Annotated in this window: 17 protein-coding genes and 1 tRNA gene; 6 read left to right on the top strand and 12 right to left on the bottom strand. The window is 62.8% G+C overall.

Translation table 11 applies throughout. From position 1 onward, the window contains the following. Window positions 1-169: 169 nt before the first annotated feature. Window positions 170-1,132, bottom strand: a complete 963-nt coding sequence (gene miaA / locus EK16_RS00575; RefSeq protein WP_156098400.1) for a tRNA (adenosine(37)-N6)-dimethylallyltransferase MiaA — start codon at window positions 1,130-1,132, stop codon at window positions 170-172. Window positions 1,133-1,172: 40 nt separating this feature from the next. On the opposite strand from miaA, the gene serB reads away from it, so the two are divergent. Further along, window positions 1,173-2,132: a phosphoserine phosphatase SerB gene (serB, locus tag EK16_RS00570; protein WP_051928712.1), complete on the top strand. Its 960-nt coding sequence runs from the start codon at window positions 1,173-1,175 to the stop codon at window positions 2,130-2,132. Window positions 2,133-2,600: 468 nt separating this feature from the next. Beyond that, a complete protein-coding gene (locus EK16_RS00565; protein ID WP_038033568.1) occupies window positions 2,601-2,960 on the top strand; it encodes a BA14K family protein in 360 nt (119 codons plus the stop codon). Window positions 2,961-2,972: 12 nt separating this feature from the next. Here EK16_RS00565 and EK16_RS00560 read toward each other — a convergent pair whose 3' ends face one another. The 7 genes from EK16_RS00560 to EK16_RS00530 form a co-directional block, all read right to left on the bottom strand. After that, window positions 2,973-3,677, bottom strand: coding sequence for a class II aldolase/adducin family protein (locus EK16_RS00560; RefSeq protein WP_051928711.1), 705 nt, complete (start codon window positions 3,675-3,677; stop codon window positions 2,973-2,975). Further along, entirely contained in the window at window positions 3,674-4,777 is a 1,104-nt protein-coding gene (mtnA, locus tag EK16_RS00555) for an S-methyl-5-thioribose-1-phosphate isomerase (RefSeq protein WP_038033604.1), read from the bottom strand. The genes EK16_RS00560 and mtnA overlap by 4 nt, the downstream gene beginning before the upstream one ends. Window positions 4,778-4,815: 38 nt before the next feature. Further along, a tRNA-Leu gene (locus EK16_RS00550) sits at window positions 4,816-4,902 on the bottom strand. A 151-nt stretch (window positions 4,903-5,053) separates the two neighbouring features. Beyond that, the gene (gene modC / locus EK16_RS00545) at window positions 5,054-6,178 is read right to left on the bottom strand and encodes a molybdenum ABC transporter ATP-binding protein (RefSeq protein WP_051928710.1); all 1,125 of its coding nucleotides are present in this window, start codon (window positions 6,176-6,178) and stop codon (window positions 5,054-5,056) included. Further along, on the bottom strand, window positions 6,175-6,855 hold the full coding sequence (modB, locus tag EK16_RS00540; RefSeq protein WP_038033566.1) for a molybdate ABC transporter permease subunit: 681 nt from the start codon (window positions 6,853-6,855) through the stop codon (window positions 6,175-6,177). Before modB ends, modC begins: the two co-directional genes overlap by 4 nt. Continuing rightward, window positions 6,825-7,700 (bottom strand): molybdate ABC transporter substrate-binding protein, encoded by an 876-nt coding sequence (modA, locus tag EK16_RS11230; RefSeq protein WP_051928709.1) that lies wholly within the window; start codon window positions 7,698-7,700, stop codon window positions 6,825-6,827. Before modA ends, modB begins: the two co-directional genes overlap by 31 nt. A 293-nt stretch (window positions 7,701-7,993) precedes the next feature. Next, window positions 7,994-8,659 (bottom strand): hypothetical protein, encoded by a 666-nt coding sequence (locus EK16_RS00530; protein ID WP_156098399.1) that lies wholly within the window; start codon window positions 8,657-8,659, stop codon window positions 7,994-7,996. Between the two features lie 455 nt (window positions 8,660-9,114). Here EK16_RS00530 and EK16_RS00525 point away from each other — a divergent pair, with 455 nt between their 5' ends. Continuing rightward, complete coding sequence (locus EK16_RS00525; RefSeq protein ID WP_197059558.1) at window positions 9,115-10,311, top strand: GNAT family N-acetyltransferase; 1,197 nt, start codon at window positions 9,115-9,117, stop codon at window positions 10,309-10,311. 316 nt (window positions 10,312-10,627) lie between these two features. Here the strand turns inward: EK16_RS00525 and EK16_RS00520 are convergent, their stop codons facing one another. Then, the gene (locus EK16_RS00520) at window positions 10,628-11,746 is read right to left on the bottom strand and encodes a TIGR01620 family protein (RefSeq protein ID WP_081910110.1); all 1,119 of its coding nucleotides are present in this window, start codon (window positions 11,744-11,746) and stop codon (window positions 10,628-10,630) included. Continuing rightward, entirely contained in the window at window positions 11,743-13,191 is a 1,449-nt protein-coding gene (locus tag EK16_RS00515) for a YcjX family protein (protein WP_038033561.1), read from the bottom strand. The genes EK16_RS00520 and EK16_RS00515 overlap by 4 nt, the downstream gene beginning before the upstream one ends. A 334-nt stretch (window positions 13,192-13,525) precedes the next feature. Here EK16_RS00515 and EK16_RS00510 point away from each other — a divergent pair, with 334 nt between their 5' ends. Beyond that, window positions 13,526-14,044: a pyruvoyl-dependent arginine decarboxylase gene (locus EK16_RS00510; protein WP_081910109.1), complete on the top strand. Its 519-nt coding sequence runs from the start codon at window positions 13,526-13,528 to the stop codon at window positions 14,042-14,044. Window positions 14,045-14,104: 60 nt separating this feature from the next. Here the strand turns inward: EK16_RS00510 and EK16_RS00505 are convergent, their stop codons facing one another. Beyond that, window positions 14,105-15,334, bottom strand: a complete 1,230-nt coding sequence (locus tag EK16_RS00505) for an APC family permease (RefSeq protein ID WP_038033598.1) — start codon at window positions 15,332-15,334, stop codon at window positions 14,105-14,107. Window positions 15,335-15,556: 222 nt separating this feature from the next. Here EK16_RS00505 and EK16_RS00500 point away from each other — a divergent pair, with 222 nt between their 5' ends. After that, complete coding sequence (locus EK16_RS00500; protein WP_197059556.1) at window positions 15,557-15,967, top strand: helix-turn-helix domain-containing protein; 411 nt, start codon at window positions 15,557-15,559, stop codon at window positions 15,965-15,967. Here EK16_RS00500 and EK16_RS00495 read toward each other — a convergent pair whose 3' ends face one another. Next, the gene (locus EK16_RS00495; protein WP_038033594.1) at window positions 15,968-16,936 is read right to left on the bottom strand and encodes a threonine dehydratase; all 969 of its coding nucleotides are present in this window, start codon (window positions 16,934-16,936) and stop codon (window positions 15,968-15,970) included. 414 nt (window positions 16,937-17,350) lie between these two features. Here EK16_RS00495 and EK16_RS12610 point away from each other — a divergent pair. Then, window positions 17,351-17,517, top strand: a 167-nt coding sequence (locus tag EK16_RS12610) for a DUF4372 domain-containing protein (protein ID WP_156098398.1), incomplete at its 3' end; no start/stop codon positions are given.

The following is a 17,517-nucleotide window of genomic DNA, read 5'->3' as shown; positions in this document are numbered from 1 at the left end:
TAGCCCGTCCATGCGGGATGGGCAACAAAAAAGGCCCCGAAAACGGGACCTTGCGGCGCGCACCTGAGCGTTCGGAGCGAGGGCTATCCCGCTCCGTTAGTGCGCGCCGGTTTCTACTACGAGACACCACATCATGGAACGGGTGTTTAGCCCATTCTTTTCCGCATGGTCAAGCGTTGCCGGTGTTGTGTGCCGATTGCAAGCGGTCGAGCGCGAGGCGCACGGCCGTGTCCGGATCCGGAACCCAGTGCCAGTTGCGCATGTATTTGCGCGCCCAGGTCATCTGGCGCTTGGCGTACTGGCGGGTTTCGGCGATGGCGCCGGCGGCGGCCTCATCCATGGTGATCTCGCCGCGCAGGGCAGCGGCGATGTTGCGCACGCCATGGGCCTTCATCGCCGGCAGATCCGGATCCAGCCTGCGAGCGAGCAGGCTTTTCACCTCCTCGATTGCGCCGCGCCGCAACATGTCGTGAAAACGCTGGGCGATAACGGTGCGCAAATATTCGCGCTCAGGCGCAATGAAAATGCGCAGGAGCGGTTCCTCAGGCCCGAGCAGGGGGCGCTCGCTGCCGTGATAGGCGGAAAGGGGGCGGCCAGTTGCGAGAACGACCTCCAGCGCCCGGATCAGACGTTGCTTGTCCTGCGGCGGGCTTTCAAGGCTGGCCTTTCGGGCGGCGGCCAGCAGGGCATCCAATCCGCGGGCGGCGATTTCGGCGACTTCGGCGCGGATATGCCCGGGGATGTCGGGAATGTCGGCCAGCCCCTGTTCAAGGGCGCGGAAATACAGGCCGGTGCCGCCGGTGAAAATGGGCAGACGATCCTGGCTGCGGATGTTTTGCAAGGCCCTTTCGGCATCCCGCAGCCAGGCGCCGGCGGAATAGCGGCGGGCGGCGTCAACATGACCATAGAGCATGTGTGTTGCCGCGGCCTCTTCCTGTGGGCTGGGGCGGGCGGTGAGAATGCGCAGATCGCGATAGACCTGCATGGAATCGGCATTGATGACCACGCCATTCAAAGCTTGCGCAATGCGCAGGGCGGCGGATGACTTGCCGGAAGCGGTCGGGCCTGCAATAAGGATGGCGCTGCAGGCGCGCGCGGTCCTTGCCTTCACTGTCGCGTCTTGGTCCGTCATGTTCCGGTTCATCAGGTGTCACGGGGGCTGATTAAAGGCCATGGCCACGGTTGCCCATTCCCAAGCCGATGAAAGGCTCAATGATCAGGTTATCGTGCTCGTTGCCGCGCCTGGCAAGGCGCAAATCGACGATTCGGTGATCGCCGAGGCCGTTTCTACCGTCTCGCTGCTTTTCGCCAATCCGGAGGTGCGCTGGCTGGATGAGACCGGGCGGGAGGCCTGCGAGATCGCTTTTACGCCGCCGCCGGCATCGCACTACAATCCGCGCTCACTGGAGGAGCGGCTGCGGGCGCGGCTGATGGGACTGGCCATTGATGTGGCGGTGTTGCCGCTGGCGGGGCGGCGCAAGAAGCTTCTCATTGCTGACATGGATTCCACCATCATCGGGCAGGAATGCATCGACGAGCTGGCGGCGGAAGCGGGCGTGGGCGATGAGGTGGCGGAAATCACCGAGCGGGCGATGCGCGGCGAGCTCGGTTTTCGCGAGGCCTTAAAGGAGCGGGTGCGGCAGCTCAAGGGCCTGCCGCAGGAAGCCATTGATCGGGTGATCGTCGGCCGTATCTGCATCAATCCGGGAGCGGAGACCCTCGTGCGGACGATGAAGGCGCACGGCGCCTATACGGCTCTGGTTTCCGGCGGGTTTGAGCCCTTTGCCGAACATGTGGCGAAGGTGACGGGATTTGACTGTTTTCAGGCCAATCGTCTGCCGTGTGAAAACGGCGTTCTGACCGGCGAGACGGCGGAACCGATCCTGGGGCGGGATGCCAAGCTCGAGGCGCTTGAGCGGTTGGTGAAGAAGCTGGGGATTGATTTTGCGGACGCCCTGGCCGTGGGCGATGGCGCCAATGATGCGGCCATGGTGGAGCGGGCGGGATTGGGTGTTGCCTATCATGCCAAGCCGCTGTTGCGGCAGGTGGCAGACGTGCGCATCGATCACGGGGATCTGACGGCATTGCTTTATATACAAGGATATAAAAAAGAGGAGTTTGTGGAGCCATGAAATGAAAAGGCAATATGACTTTCATGTATATATTGATGAATTTGGAGATGAGGGATTTGGGAAATTGCGCTCCCACTACTGCCGGAAGGATATTTCATATCCTTCCGGAACGTTTCAGCGGGGTTTCAACCCCGCCTGAAGCATGGATGGCGGGGTAACATACCCCGCTAAAACGTTCCGGAACGGGATAAAATCCCGTTCCGGCTTTTTTATTACAATACGGCTTAAGATGTCCGCCTTCCACCGGGCGAGGATTTGGATGAAAGGTGAAGACAATCTGACCGCTGCATTCAGCTCTGGTTCAGGGAAGGGCTGGCACCATCATTCGTGATGAAAGCAGGCCCCTATGCGTGAGACCTGGCTGGAACGGAAACCATGAAAACGCCACATCGAAGGGTAAACCGTTCCAATTGAAAGCATTGGCGTTTCGGGGGGCGAGAAGGCCTTGATAGCGAGGAGGTGGACGACATGACAAGCCTTGCTCTGAACCGCACGTTTTCGCTGGCTGCCGTCTTTGCCGGAGCCTTGGCATTCGCCGTGATGGGGGCTGCGCCCGAACCTGCCCGTGCGGCTTCCAAGACGGAAAACTTCCTGTTAGGTCTTACCGCCGGGGTGGTCGGCACGGCCATCGTCGCCAGTGCCATCCACCACCATGAGAAGAAGAAGTGGAAGAAGCGCTATCGGGCGCGGCGTCACAAGGTCTATCGCTATCGTCCGCGGCCGTGGACGCCGGAGTGGTATGACTACTGCAGCGCCAAATATCGCAGCTTCGATCCGGAGACGGGCTATTATCTGACCTATTCCGGGCGCTATCGCTTCTGCCGCTGAGGCGCAAAGGCTTCAGACATCATCATCGCTTGTTTCGGGGCGGGAGGCGTGCTTCCGCCCCTTTGGCTGTTGGCCGTAAGTGCGGAATTTCTCAAGCACCCGGGCCATTTCGTCCGGCGGTAATGGTTTTACCGGCCCGGCGGCGCGGGCGATGAGATACTGCCGGGCCAGACCCTCGATCTCCTCGGCGATGAGAAAGGCCTCGGCAAGATCGCGGCCATAGCAGATGAGCCCGTGATGGGCCAAAAGGGTGGCCTTGCGATCGCCCAGGCCTTTCAGCATGTTGCGGGAGAGGGCCTCGGTGCCGAAGGTGGCATAAGGGGCACAGTCCACGAACTCACCGCCGGCGATGGCGACCATGTAGTGAAAGGCGGGCAGGGGCTCGCCGCGGCAGGCCAGCGCGGTGGCGTAATCGGAATGGGTGTGGATGACAGCGCCGGCTTCCGGGCGGTTGGCGTATATGTCGCGATGCATGCGCCATTCGCTGGAAGGCTTCCACGCCCCCTGCCAGGCGCCCTGCATGTTCACATGCACGATCTGCTCCGGCTGCAGGGCATCATAAGGAATGCCGGACGGCGTTATGAGAAAGCCATCGCGCCAGCGGGCGGAAACATTGCCGGCGGCACCGCGGTTGAGCCCCCGTTCCGCAAGGGCCCTGGCGGTCCTGACAACGGCGGTGCGCAAGGCCTGTTCGCGGGAAGCATCGGCGGCGTTCATGCCGGCTCTCCCTCATGTTCGGGAAAGAGGGAAAGAAGCCCCTCTTCAGAAGCGGGGCAGACGCCGCGTTCGGTAATCAGGCCGGTGACCAGGCGCGCCGGCGTGACGTCGAAGGCCGGGTTGGCCGCCGGTGTCTTCTCCGGGCAGATGCGCACCTGCCGCACCTTGCCGTCATCGCGCCCCTTGCCCCAGACGAAGGTCACCTCCTCCTCGCTGCGTTCCTCGATGGGAATGGCCATGCCATCGCGCAGGGACCAGTCAATGGTGGGCGAGGGCAGGGCGACGTAGAACGGCACGCCGTTGTCATGGGCGGCGAGGGCCTTGAGATAGGTGCCGATCTTGTTGGCCACATCGCCGGTGCGGGTGGTGCGGTCAGTGCCGACGATGACGAGATCGACCTGGCCCCGCTGCATGAGATGACCGCCGGCATTGTCCACGATCAGGTGATGGGGCACGCCGTGACTGGCCATTTCCCAGGCGGTGAGATGGGCGCCCTGATTGCGCGGGCGGGTTTCGTCCACCCAGACATGAACGGCAATGCCGGCGTCATGAGCCTTGTAGATGGGGGCGGTGGCGGTGCCCCAGTCCACGGTGGCCAGCCAGCCGGCGTTGCAATGGGTGAGGATGTTGACCGGCTCGCCTCCCTTGCGGTCGGCAATCTCGCGGATGAGGGCAAGGCCATGTTCGCCGATGGCCTCGTTGATGGCGACATCCTCATCACAAATGGCTTCTGCCTCGGCTTTCGCAGCAGTAGCGCGGGCTTCGGGCGCAAGCGGCGCCAGTCTCTTCTGCATGCGCTCAACGGCCCAGCGCAGGTTGACGGCGGTGGGACGAGTGGCCAGCAGGGCTGAGGCTGCGTTTTTCAGATTGTCATCAGTAGGATCGCGGCGCATTTCCTCAGCCAGGCCCCAGGCGGCCGTGGCGCCGATGAGCGGGGCGCCGCGCACCCACATGTCGCGAATGGCGGTGGCGAAATCCTCAAGGGTTTTCAAGGAAACCACACGGAATTCATGCGGCAGCCAGCGCTGGTCGATGATGCGAACGGTCTGTTCGGCTTCGTCAAACCAGATGGAACGGTAGGGCGTGCCATCAACGCGCATGGAGATCTCCAAAGGCGGTTGGCGGTGAAGGATGAAGGTGGTGCCCCTGGCCCGACTCGAACGGGCACGGCCCAAAGGCCAGCAGATTTTGAGTCTGCCGCGTCTGCCAATTCCGCCACAGGGGCGTGTTTTTAATGCGCCGCCACGATCAAGGATGCAGCATCATGATGCGGCGCAGGATCGTGTTCTCTTTATTGGCGCATTGGCGGACCGGGTCAAGGCCTCTGTCCGTGGATGAGGCAAGGTGCGTATATCCGGCAGACAGGATGGGCGGGATCAATCGATCAGGGCCACGGCCTTGACCTGGGCGAAGACCTTTCTGCCGGGATGCAGATTGAGGGCGTGGGCGGATTTGCGGGTGATGGCGGAAAGCAGGGGTGTGCCGCCGACATCGAGCCGGATGAGCATGCCGGCGGGGCCGTTTTGCGCAAGATCGGTGACGGTGGCGGGAAAGATGTTGAGGATGGACGTGTCCTTCTGACGCTCAAGGGTGAGGGAAACGTCCCTGGCGAGGACGCGCAGGCGGATGCGCGTGCCTGTGGGCCTCTCAATGCCGGCGACGAGAAAGGTGCCGCCGGAAAAGGTCAGGCGGCTTAAGTTCCAGGCCTCATCCCTGTCCGAAACGGTGGCCTCGACAACGGCGGCGGCATCAGAGCCGGCATCGAGGGCGACATCGAGGCGGGCGAAGATCTCGGTCACGGGCCCTTGCGTGCGGATCCGGCCTTTTTCCATGAGCAGGACGTGATCGGCAAGGCGGGCCACTTCCGCGCGATTGTGCGAGACATAAAGGACGGGAACGGCGGTGTGGCGGCAGAGATTTTCGAGAAGATCGAGGATGCGCCGGCGCGCGGCCTCGTCCACGGCAGACAATGGCTCGTCGAAGAGCAGGACTTCCGGGGCGGAGAGCAGGGCGCGGGCGATGGCGACACGCTGGGCCTCGCCGCCGGAAAGTGTGGGCGGGCGGCGATCCAGCAGCGGGGCAAGGGCAAGGGTGGTGACGATCTCGTCGAAATCCATGTGCGCGCCGGTGCGGTGCGCGCGGTGGCGCATACCGAAGCGCAGGTTGTCGCGCACGGTCATGTGGGGGAAAAGGGCGGCATCCTGAAAGACATAGCCCACCGCGCGGCGATGAGGCGGCACAAAAATTCCGGCCTCGCTGTCCTGCCAGATCTCGCCGTTCAAGCGGCAAAGGCCGCGGGCCTCGCGCTCCAGCCCGGCGATGGCGCGCAGCCAGGTGGTCTTGCCGGCGCCGGAGGGGCCGAGAATGGCAGTGACGCGCCCGGCGGCGAAAGTGGCGGTCACATCCAGATCCAGATCGCCGTGGCTTAGGCGCAGGCGGCAATGCAGGGCCTTGCCGGGATCGGCATGCTGTTGCTGCGCCCTGTCACGGGGGTGCGTCATCGCGGCAGAACTCCGTGGCTGCGGTTGAAGCGATAGAGCAGGGCGAGCATGACGAAGGCGGCGATCAGCAGCCCGGCGGAGAGGATGTGGGCGTGGGTGTAATCCAGCGCCTCGACGTGATCATAAATGGCGATGGAGAGCACCTGTGTGCGCCCTGGGATGTTGCCGCCGATCATGAGCACGACCCCGAATTCGCCAATGGTGTGGGCGAAGGTGAGCACCGCGGCGGTGAGCAGGCCATTGCGCGCCTGCGGCAGGATAACGCGGAGGAGGACGGCAAGGGGTGAAGCGCCCAGGGTGGCGGCTGCTTCCCACTGGCGGCGGGGGATGGCGGCGAAGGCATCACGCAGGGGCTGAACGGCAAAGGGCAGGGAATAGATGCAGGAGCCGATGACGAGGCCGGTGAAGGTGAAGGCAAGCGGGCCGATGCCCAAGGCGGTGGTCAGGCGGCCGATGGGCCCTTCCGCCCCGAGGAGAACGAGCAGGTAAAACCCCAGCACGGTGGGCGGCAGAACCAGAGGCAGGGCGATGACGCTTTCGATCAAGGCCTGACCGCGCCGCTTTCTGCGCACCAGCCACAGGGAGAGCGGCATGGCGAACACTAGAAGGATGGCGGTGGTCATCGCCGCCAGCTTGAGTGTGACGATCAAGGCCTGGATGTCCGCCGGGGTGAGCATGGGCCGCCTTGTGCCTGTCCGTCTTCCGTTGGAGGGGCATCATAGCCGAAACGCCGCAGGATCTGCATACCCTGCCGGCTGTGCAGCGCGCGCAGGAAGGCATCGGCCTCTCGGGACGGCTTCAGGATGACGACCTGCTGCGCCAGCGGATGGTGCATTCTTTGCGGCACCAGCCAGAGGTTGGGCGCCGTGGCGCCGGTGAGGGTGAGAACCTGGGAGAGGGCGACAAAGCCCAGCTCGGCGGCGCCGGCGCGCAGGAACTGAAAGGCCTGTCCGACGTTTTCTCCATAGACGATTTTCGGGCGTATGCTCTCCCACAGGCCAAGATGCATCAGGGTTTCGCGCGCCGCCCTGCCATAGGGGGCATGGCGCGGGTTGGCCATGGCGAGATGCCGAAAGCGGCCTTCGCAGAGAATGGCGGGCGCGTCCTTCAGCGTGCGGCCATCGGCGGCGAAAAGGCATAGGCGGCCAAGGGCGAATGTGCGGCGGCAGGCGGCAGGGATGATCCCCTTTTGCTGAAGCAGGGCGGGGCGGATCGCATCGGCGGCGAAAAAAAGGTCAAAGGGCGCGCCGTTGATGATCTGGGTGGCAAGCTTGCCGGTGGCGCCCCAGGCGAAGCGGATGTTGAGGCGCTTGAGCGCTGGCACGTCCTGCCTCAGTGCCTGCAGAACCGGGCGCAGGCTGCTGGCGGCGGCAATGAAAAGAGATGCGCGCGCATGGGCCGCTTTGGGCAGGATGACGGGCATTGCCGCCAAAGAGGCGCTGGCCAGGGCAGAGGCTTTCAGGGCCGATGCCCCCGTGTTTTTCAGAAAGTCTCTGCGGTTGATGGCTTTTGCGCCGGTCATGGCCTTTTTTCAGGTTTTCTCGTCTGTCCGATCTGTGGGATAGGCGCAAAGGCCGGCCAAGGACAAGCCTTATTGGTCAAGCCGCAGGTCTTTTTGCGATGACAGGCGTGGAGGGCTGCAAGGACACAAGAAAAAAGGCCGATCGCGAACGACCGGCCATGCAAGGCTCTGAGGGAGGAAATGGGGCATGGCCCCGGAAAACCCGTCTTGTCCAAACCCGCTTAAAAAGGCTTTTTCAGGTTTTTGCTCTTCAGTGTGGCGGGATGGACCGTGAGGTGTTCTTCTCCTTTAAGTCATTCGGCCTGAGCGCTTTTTTCCGGCGCGGCGGAAAGCCCCGGCACCTGCAGCGCCTGATAGAAGGGTGCGTAGGTGTTGGGGTCCACAAACCAGCTCAGCCGCGGCTCGTACCAGGACGGATCAAAGAAGCTGGTGAGCGGCTTGTAGAAGTTGGCGTTGGTGAAGGCCGCGCCCCAGCGCACATAGCGGTTCGGGTCCATGTGCGCCATCATCAGCCCCCAGATGCGGGGATTCATCGGCGCCATCATCCATTTGGCCATGCCTTCCGGCTTCATCATCTTCACGCTGGCGCGCATGAGCTTGGGCCAGTCCATCATCCCGCGCAGCCAGGTGTTCCACATCACCGGCTCCAGCGCGCAATTGGCCATGACATGAAAGGTGCGCGGATCGTTGACGATCTCCATGAGCTTGAAGAAGCGCTCGGGATCGTTGACCGTCTCGGCCATGATTTCGGAATCGGTGAAGGCCTTCAGATAGGGCTTGATCTTCTCGAATTCGGCGCGGGAGGCCTGCTTGCACTCCGTGTAATAGCCAACGGCCTTCTCGAACTTGTGCTCGCCGGACTGGGCCGCATCAGGCTCCTTGGCGGTGGCCGCGCCTGTAACCGTCAGCAGGCCGGTAAGCATGAGCGCGCCAAGCAGTCTGGAAAATGTCTGTCGCATGTCGTTCCCCTCCTTTACAGCGGATGGTGCGTCCGCCGTCCCTGGCTGTCGCGGCCCCCGTATATGCACATATGCTAATATTAAAAACTTTGCATAAAAGCAATCGAAAAAAACGCCATTCGGGGCGGTGACGGAAAATTTTTTCGATGAAAGGGGCGGAATTACCGATATTTGCGTGTTTCAACTCTGTATTTCACGCGCATCGCGTGCAGGGTTGCCCTTCCGTTAACGAAGGGAGACGATTTTCATGGCACGTGCGTTGAAAGTGTGTCAGATGCCAACTTGAGATCAAATTTTCATCAACGGCACGGCACCGGAGCGGGGAGATGATCAGGCTCGGCGAAGCAGAGCGGATGGCCTTTCGGGGCATGGATCCCGAAGGCATGGGGCCGGCCGTCTTCGGTGCACAGGCTGCATGTGGGCATTCTGGCTCATCCGCTGCCCATGGGGCATCCATGCCTGCGGCCCGGGGGTGGGATGTGCGGGTGCATGTGGGCGCGGAGGCCTTCGCCGGCCTGGAACAGACATGGCGCTTTTTGCAGGATCGCAGTGAAGGCGACGTGCAGGCCTTTCAGAACTGGGAGTGGTGCCGCCCGTGGGTGCGTCACTGCCTGGATGAGGCGCGGGATGAAAAGCCCGTCATTGCTGTGGTTTTTCAAAGCGGCGAGCCGGTGTTACTGCTGCCGTTCATGCTCACGCGGCAGGGGCCGGTTTCATTGCTGCGCTGGCTGAGCGATCCCTTCATGCAATATGGCGATGTGCTCTCCACTCTTTCCGGTCCGGCCCTGAATGATGCGTTAGATCAGGCCTTTGCCGAGGTGATGCGTGCCGTGCGGGCCGATATCGTGCGGCTGCGGCATGTGCGGGATGATGCGCATATCAGGCCCTATCTGGATCTTCGCTTCCGCCGGGCGGCGTGGGAAGATGGCGCGCCTTACATGGATCTGACACAGTTTGCCGATGAGGCGGCCTATGATGCGCGTTATACCCGTGAGCAACGGCGGCGGCGGCGGCGCATCCGCAAGGCGCTGAAAAAGGCGCTGGGCGGGGAGCCGGCGTTTGAAACCGTCACGGGCGGGTCCGAGGCCATCCGCGCCGAGATCAGGCAGCTCATTGAACAGAAGCGGCTGTGGCTACATGACCGTGGCTTGTATTCCCGTCCGTTGCAGAGCGATCGGGTGGTGGATTTTCTCGCGTCACTGCCGGTGGGCATGGCAAAGGGCGCACAGGGCGCGTGCGCGGAAGATTTCGGGCTGGTGCTCACGCGCATGCGGGTGAAGGACCGGGTGATTTCCTGGGAGCTCGGGTTTCGTTATCGCGGGCGGCATCATGCCTATATCACCGCGCATGATCATGAGCTGACCCGGCTTTCTCCGGGGCGGCTGCACATGGACCTGTCCCAGCGCAAGGCCTTGAAGGACGGCTGCCGCATTTTCGATCTGCTGGTGCCGGTGGTGCCGCACAAGATGTCCTGGTGCAGTGATGTTGCGCCTGTGCGGGATTTCTATCTGCCGCTGACGGCAAAGGGGCGCGCTGTCGGCATGGCCTATCTCGAATACCTGCGTCCGTGGCTGCGGCGTATCTATCAGAAGCTTCCGCCCTTCCTTCGCCGCGGCGGCTGTCGTTTCGGCGGCTTCTGCCAGGACGCGTAAGACTCGTCCATTCCCCGCGCCATGACGTTTTCCTATTGTTTTTCAATGAATTAAACAAACACTTGTCGTCGGACAGCTAAATTGATCCCGGTGCAGCGGGCGGCAGGCAGAAAGAGCGCATGATCCTAACCTCCCCCTGATAGGGGGAGGTCGGCGCGAAGCGCTGGGAGGGGGTCGGGCCACAAACGCATACGTTAAGTTGCCTGACCCCCTCCCCGCCCTCCCCCTACCAGGGGGAGGGAGAAAAGTGGTGCTTCATGTATGGAAAGAAAATCAAAGGCAACTGAGTTGATGACCGTGCTGATCCGGTGAGTCTTCAAGAACCGGGTTTTTCCGGGGTTTTGTCCGGCTCGCTGCCGTGCATCAGCGCCCTGGCCATGGAGCGCCAAGAGGGCGCGGGCAGGGCCTTGAACGGCAGGGGGCGGACGATCTCCATGGCGGAAATTCCGATGCGGGCGGTCATGATGCCGTTGATGACGCCTTCGCCAAAACGGGCGGAGAGGCGCCCCGCCAGCCCGCGGCCGAGGATGGTTTGCACGAAAGTGTCGGAGAGGGCGAGCGTGCTGGTGACGGCAAGATGCACAAGCGCCATGCGCATGAGTTTCACGCTGCCGATCCAGCCGGGGCGGGCGCCATAAAGTGTGGAAAGAGCGCGCACGAGCTTGAGCAGCTGCCAGATGACGATGAGAAGATCGAGAAAGGGCGTGGGCAGCAGGGCGGTGAGAAGCGCGACACGGCGCGCGCTTGTAAGGATGAGATCGTGGGCGCGCCCATCCAGTGGGGCGAGAAGCTCCTTTTCCGCCAGCATGAGCAGATCGGCCGGGGCGATGAGGGCTGTGTCCACCTCCTTCAGCCTGGCAAGCGGCCAGGCAAGATCCGGCCTGTGCCGGAAATGCTGAATGAGATGGTCAAAGACCTGGCGGGCGGCATGGGCATCGCCGGTGGCGATGGCGGTTTCGGCTTCCTCATGCAGGCCGCGCAGCTTTTTGAGCCTGAGCAGGCCGAAAAGTTCCGAAAGAACAAGCGCAAGAGCGGACAGGACCGCGAGAGCCGCAAGCGCCAGAAGCAGCCAGGAAAGAGGCCCGCCCGTGTTCATCAGCCTTTGCATCCAGGACATGAGGGCATTGACGGCATACAGGCCGATGAGCGCGGTGATGGCGGAGAAGAACAGCCGCCCCCAGGCGGGGGCTTTGTTTAAGCGCGGGTCAGCCTTTGTGCTTGCGTGCTCCTTTTCATCATTGGCGGGCGTGAAAGGATCCGGTGTTTCCCGCACGCTGCAGCCAGGGTCTTGCAGGGCCTGCGGCGGGCGGGCGCTCCTGGTGCTTTCGTTGGCATCGGATGATTTTTGCGATGATAAGGGCACGGCCACGGGCGCGCGGCCTGCGTGTTTGGATGCAGGTGATGAAGAGGGAGACTGTGGCGGGCGGCGGGTCATGACAGGCGCTCTCCAAGCAGGAATTGCAATGCCTCATCAAGCCGGATGAAGGGAAACGAGGGCGCAGGTTCCAGCGGCACGGGCCGGGGAATGAGCGGCGGTCTGAAACGGGGAAACCGCAGGGAAGGGCGCGTTTCTTCTTTCAACAGATCCTCCGGATGCTCCGGCAGGTCCCCGGGGAAGACGGCGGTTTCGGTTCTGCCGTCGAAGGTCTGATCGCCCAGTTTTTCTCCGGCTTCCGGCACGCCGATGATGACAGGCAGGGTTTCGCCGGCATGCTCCATTTCACCCTCGCGGGTGGCGCGGATGGCGGCAAGGGCCAGGGTGGCGACTTCGGCGCCGGCGTGTCCGGCCTTGCGGGCGGCGCGTTCCACCAGCCAGGCGAGGATGCGGCGCAGGCGCTCATGCTGGGTGTGATGGACGAGATCGGCACGGGTGGCGGCGAAAAGGATGCGCTCGGCGCGGCGGGCGAAAAGGCGTGAAGGGCCGATGCGGAAGCATTCAAGGATATGGGTGAGTGCCTCCTGCAGCTGAAAAATGGCGCGCGGGCCGGTGTTGATGGCGGAAAGCACATCCACCAGCACCACCTGAACATCGATGCGGGCGAAATGCTCAAAGAAGAACGGGCGGACGATGCGGCTGACATAGGCCTGATAGCGGCGCTTCATCTCACCATGGAGACTGGTGCGGGAGGCGCCATTATCCGGCGCCGGCAGCGGCGCGAAGGTAAGCATGGGCGAATCGGCCAGGTCACCGGGCATGAGAAAGCGGCCGGGCTGCAGAAGGTCATAGTGGCCGCCTTTCCTCTTCAGGGTCTGCAGGCGTTCGCGATAGGCGCGGGCGAGGGCAAGCGCCTCTTCCTCCCGCCAGGGCGCGGCGGCATCCAGGCCGGCGATGCGTTCGAGAAAGGGATCCTTCTCGCCTTCTTCCGCAGCCAGGCTTGAGAGCCGTTTGAGCTGTCCTGCGCTCCATTCCTCATACTCAAGATCGAGAAGCGGCAGATCCGGCAGCCATTCACCGGGATAGTCCACGATGTCGAGATGGAGTGTGCGCATGCGCTCCGACCAGGGCAGGCGCGTGCGCGTGGTCTCATACCGCAGGGTCAGGCGAAGCTGGGAGAGCTGTTTGGTGCTTTCCGGCCAGTGGCGATCCTCACCGGCGGTGAGGGCGGCCAGGTGTTCCTCATAGGCGAAACGGGGAACATGCACATCCGGCTGGGGTTCAAGATGCACGTCGTGAATGCGGCCTGCGCGGGCGGGCTCGAACAGCGGCATGGAGGCGCCGTTGAGCAGGTCATGCACGAGCGCGGTGATGAACACGGTCTTGCCGGCGCCGGAGAGGCCGGTGACGCCGAGACGAACCGCGGGCGAAAGCAGATTGCGCGTGGCATCGGCCAGTGAGGCGGCGGCATAGCCCAGTTCGTCGGCAAAGGTGATGTTGCGCATGGGGTCTTAGGTGTTTTTCCGTCTACAGTCTGCGGTGCCGGGACCATAACCGGTTTGGCCGGGAAGCGGCAAATGGCCTTTGCCCATGCAAAAGGTGCAAGCCTGCATTGTGATCCATGCAGGCGTCGGGGATGGATGCGATATTGCCACGGCGCATGAGAGGGGCTAAAAGACCTCGCCGCGTCGTCAAGCCAGGACGGCGGCGTGACAGACTGGCGCTGGCTCGGCTTCTGGGTCACCCGAACAAGAGCGAAAGCGCGACTGACTCTGGGTCGTCATGAACCGATGGCCGGTTTGTGGCGATGGGTATCCTGCAAAACTGGAGGGTCGCCGAATGAACATTCACACCTCTCATCTCACACATCTGGACGTGGCGCAGCTGGCTGCCTCGGCGCTGTTTCGGCCGCAGGCCTATTTTCTTTGCGCCGGGTATGGCGATGCCGAACGCAGGCTGGTTGCCTTCGATCAGGCCTTGTTGCGGGCGGGGATCGCCGATGTGAATCTAGTGCGGCTGTCTTCCATCGTCGGGCCGCATGTGAAGCGCATCGAGCCGGTGAAACTGGCGCCGGGGCTCTTGGTGCCCACGGCCTATGCGCAGATGTGCTCCGATGTGAAAGGCGAACGGATTGCCGCCGCGGTGGCCATTGCCAAGCCGGATGATCCGGAGCGTGCCGGTGTGATCATGGAGTTTTCCGATGCCTGCTCCGGCAAGGAGGCCGAGGAGATCGTGCGGGGCATGGCGGAAGAGGCCATTCACAATCGCGGGCTGAAAGTGGCGCACATGGAAAGCATCTTCGCCGAGCACGTGGTGGAGAAGACGGGATGTGTCTTCGCCGGCGTGGTGCAGATCTGAGGCGCACGGGCTATACGATTTCCGGCGGGGCCGCGGCAATAGCTGCGGCCCTGTTGTTTTTCAGGCGGCAAAAAGCAGAAGGAGACACACAATCAGCCCTCCGGCCACAGCCGGTGCCGGTGCATGATAAGCGCCTTGCGGCAGGGGATCACCGCGATATTTCACCCACAACAGGGCTGCGCACACCAGGGCATACACCCCCAGTACGATGCGCGCGGTGACATCGGCCAGCGCGGTGAGGGGTACGGCCAGCGCCAGCGCGAGAATGACGGCCCCGGAAAGGACAATGGCGGGTAGCGGCGTGTGAAAACGGGGATGCACCCATGCCAGCAGGGCGGGCAGGGCGCCGGTGCGGGCAAGGCCGTAAAAGATGCGCGAGGCCATGATGATCTGGATGAGAATGCCGTTGATGACGGCAAAGGAGGCGATGGCGGCGATGGCATCGGCCGGCACGCCGGCAAGTTCCCGAGCCACCCGCGCCAGTGGTTCGCGCGAGGCGGAAAGAGCCTCTGGCGTGACCGTGCCAATGGCGGCGGCATAGACGCCGAGGTAAATGATGGCGGTTAGCGCGATGGTGAGCATTATGGCGCGGGCGATGGTCGGTCCCGGCCGTCTGGTTTCCTCCGCAACGGTCACCATGTCCTCGAATCCGATGAAGGCAAAAAAGGCAAGCAGGCTTGCGGACAGGACGCGTGCCGCCTCTTGCGTGGTCATGGGCGGCGGATGCGCCAGCGCCGCTGCCATGTCATCCGGGCGCTGCAGCAGGGCGGCGGCGATGATCCAGACAAGCCCGCCCACCTCCAGCAGGGTGATGATTCCCGCCGCCAGCACCGATTCACGAATGCCGATGATGGCGATGCCGGTCAGGGCGGTAACGAGGGCGATGACAAGGGCGGCTTCCGGCAGCGCCAGCCAGCGGGCGAGATAGCCCGCCGCGCCCAGCGCCAGCGTGGCGGAGGATGTCAGCCCCGCGAATGCCACCGCCAGCCCGGTGAGCGTGCCCGGCCACTGCCTGCGAAATCCCACGGCGACAAAACGCGCCGATCCCGCCGCGGACGGGGCGCGGCCCACGAATTCGGCATAGGCCAGCGCCGGCAGTGATACCGCCACTGCGGCCAGCAGGAAGGCATAATGCCCTTGCGTGCCTGCAATACCGGCCACCTTGCCCACAAGCACATAGATGCCGGCACCGATGGTGGTGCCCAGGCCATAAGCCAGAAGCCACGGCAACGTGAGCACGCGTTTCAGCCCCGGCTGCGATGAGGCCGGTTTCGAGGCAGTCGGTGACATGCGCCGCATGTGCCCTCCCGCGCAGCGGTCAACACCCTTGTTCATCACATCATCAGATCGGTGCCGCCGCTTCATCTTGCAAGGGCAGAAGAGGGCCTGTGCTGCCTTTTCCCGGATGGTTTGCGATTATGGGATTGACGTTATAGAGGTTGCGGGCAATTCAACTTCCTGTTGAGTGTGTGATTGTTTTTCGGCTGCCCTGATGAGCGCTAGGTAAGGATGATGGCCGGAAACAGGACATATGAGGGCATTCTCGCAGCGCTTCCCGAAAAGCGACGCCAGAGGATTCTTGAGCGTACCGATGCACTGAAGCGCGAATATCGGGCGCTGCAGGACCTGCGGCGGGCGCTGGGCACATCGCAGGTGGAGGTGGCACGGAGATTGGGCATCAGTCAGCCTTCCGTGGCACAGATGGAAAAGCGCACGGACTGGATGCTCTCCACCCTGGCGTCTTATGTCAATGCACTCGGGGGGCGATTGCGGCTGATCGTGGAGTTGCCCGGCCAGCCGCCCATTCATCTGAACAGCATTGAAGACCTGATGCTGCCGGATGAGGCCGCGGGTGCGGAAGCGAAAGAGGCCGATGGCGACGACGTTTCCGCCGATGCGGCAAAGGCCGCTGAAGGCTCATGATCAGGGCCCTGGCGTTTCTCCGCTCAAGACCGCGGCGTATTTCTCTGCATCGATGTTGCCGCCAGAGAGGATAACGGCGCAGCGCTTGCCGCGCATGTTCTCGCGTTCCTTCATCAAGGCCGCAAGAGCCGCCGCCCCTGCGCCTTCCGCTGTGTTGTGCGTGGCCGTGTGCAACAGGCGCATGGCCTCGGCGATTTCATCATCGGAGACCGCGACGATGCGCGCCGCGCCGCGGTTGATCACCGCCACCGCCTGCTCATGCGGCACGCCCACGGCCATGCCGTCGGCGAAGGTGGCAACGGGGGCGGAGACGGGTGTGCCGGCCTTCCATGAGTGCAGATAGGCCGGTGCACCTTCAGCGACGACACCAATGATGTCCGTCTTCAGGCCCAGCAGGTCGCGCATGCCGATTAAGCCGCACAAGCCCGAACCCATGCCGATGGGGGCATAGACCGCATCCAGCTCCCCTGCGGTTTCAAACAGCTCCCTGGCGTAGGTGGCCACGCCGGCGACCAGCCATTCGTGAAACGAGGGCACCATGTGCAGCCCCCGCTCTTTCGCCAGCTGTGCGGCATGATCCTTCGCCTCATCGAAGATGGTGCCGTGTTCCACAAGCTCCGCCCCCAGCGCCCGCATGGCCGCGTTCTTCTCGCGGGAATTGCCATGCGGCACGACGATGGTGACCGGCAGGCCATGCCGCGCCGCCGCAAAGGGAATGGACTGACCATGATTGCCGCGCGTGGCGGAGATGAGGCCGGCAGGGCGGGGCGCACCGTCTTCCATGAGGCGGGCGAGATAATTCAGGCCGCCACGCACCTTGAAGGCGCCGGTGGGGGTGTGGTTTTCGTGCTTGACCCAGGTTTTCACGCCCGTGGCCTGTTGCAACAGAGGCCAGGGATGGGCAAGCGTGGGCTGCATGGCGGCATAGACGGCCCTGCAGGCCTGTTCAAAGTCTTCTTCGGTGAACATCACGGTCTCCGGATGGGGCATAGAGCCTTATCAAGGAAAAGGCGGCATGAACGCCGTAAGGAACATTATTGTTGCGCCGGAACAGGCGCGCAGGCAAGCGAGAGGCTTGCCCTGATCATGCATGCGGCCCCTACGGGATTTACGCGTCTCTTAATACCAAATGAATTCAATAGGTTAAGTAAGGTGCCTGTTGGTTTTTGTGGAACACTCTAACACAATGCCCATCTCGTCATACCGACGTAAGCCGGTATCTAAGGCCACAAACGCATGAGTTTGCGGCCCGAGACCCCGGCTTTCGCCCACTGGTGTCCAAGAAAGATGATGGTTAGGTGAAAAAAGTACGGGATTGTCCGCCACTTGTGGTAAAAGTGAAGTGTCAAGGCTTGATTTGCCACAAGCGGAGGAACAATCCCGATGTTTGAACCTACCACGCTTCATCGCATTGTCCAACTGCTTCCTGACCGCCTTGTTGAGGAGGTGGTGCGCCGGCATAACAGCGACCGCTATCGCAAGCGTTTTCACACGCGGGCGCACCTGTTGGCGCTGCTGGTGTCACAACTTGGCGCTGTATCGAGCCTGCG

This window comes from Thermopetrobacter sp. TC1 (genome assembly GCF_000746275.1).
GTDB lineage: Bacteria > Pseudomonadota > Alphaproteobacteria > Rhizobiales > Aestuariivirgaceae > Thermopetrobacter.
Note: the sequence above shows the minus strand (reverse complement) of the source record. Positions and strands in the feature narration are given on the sequence as shown.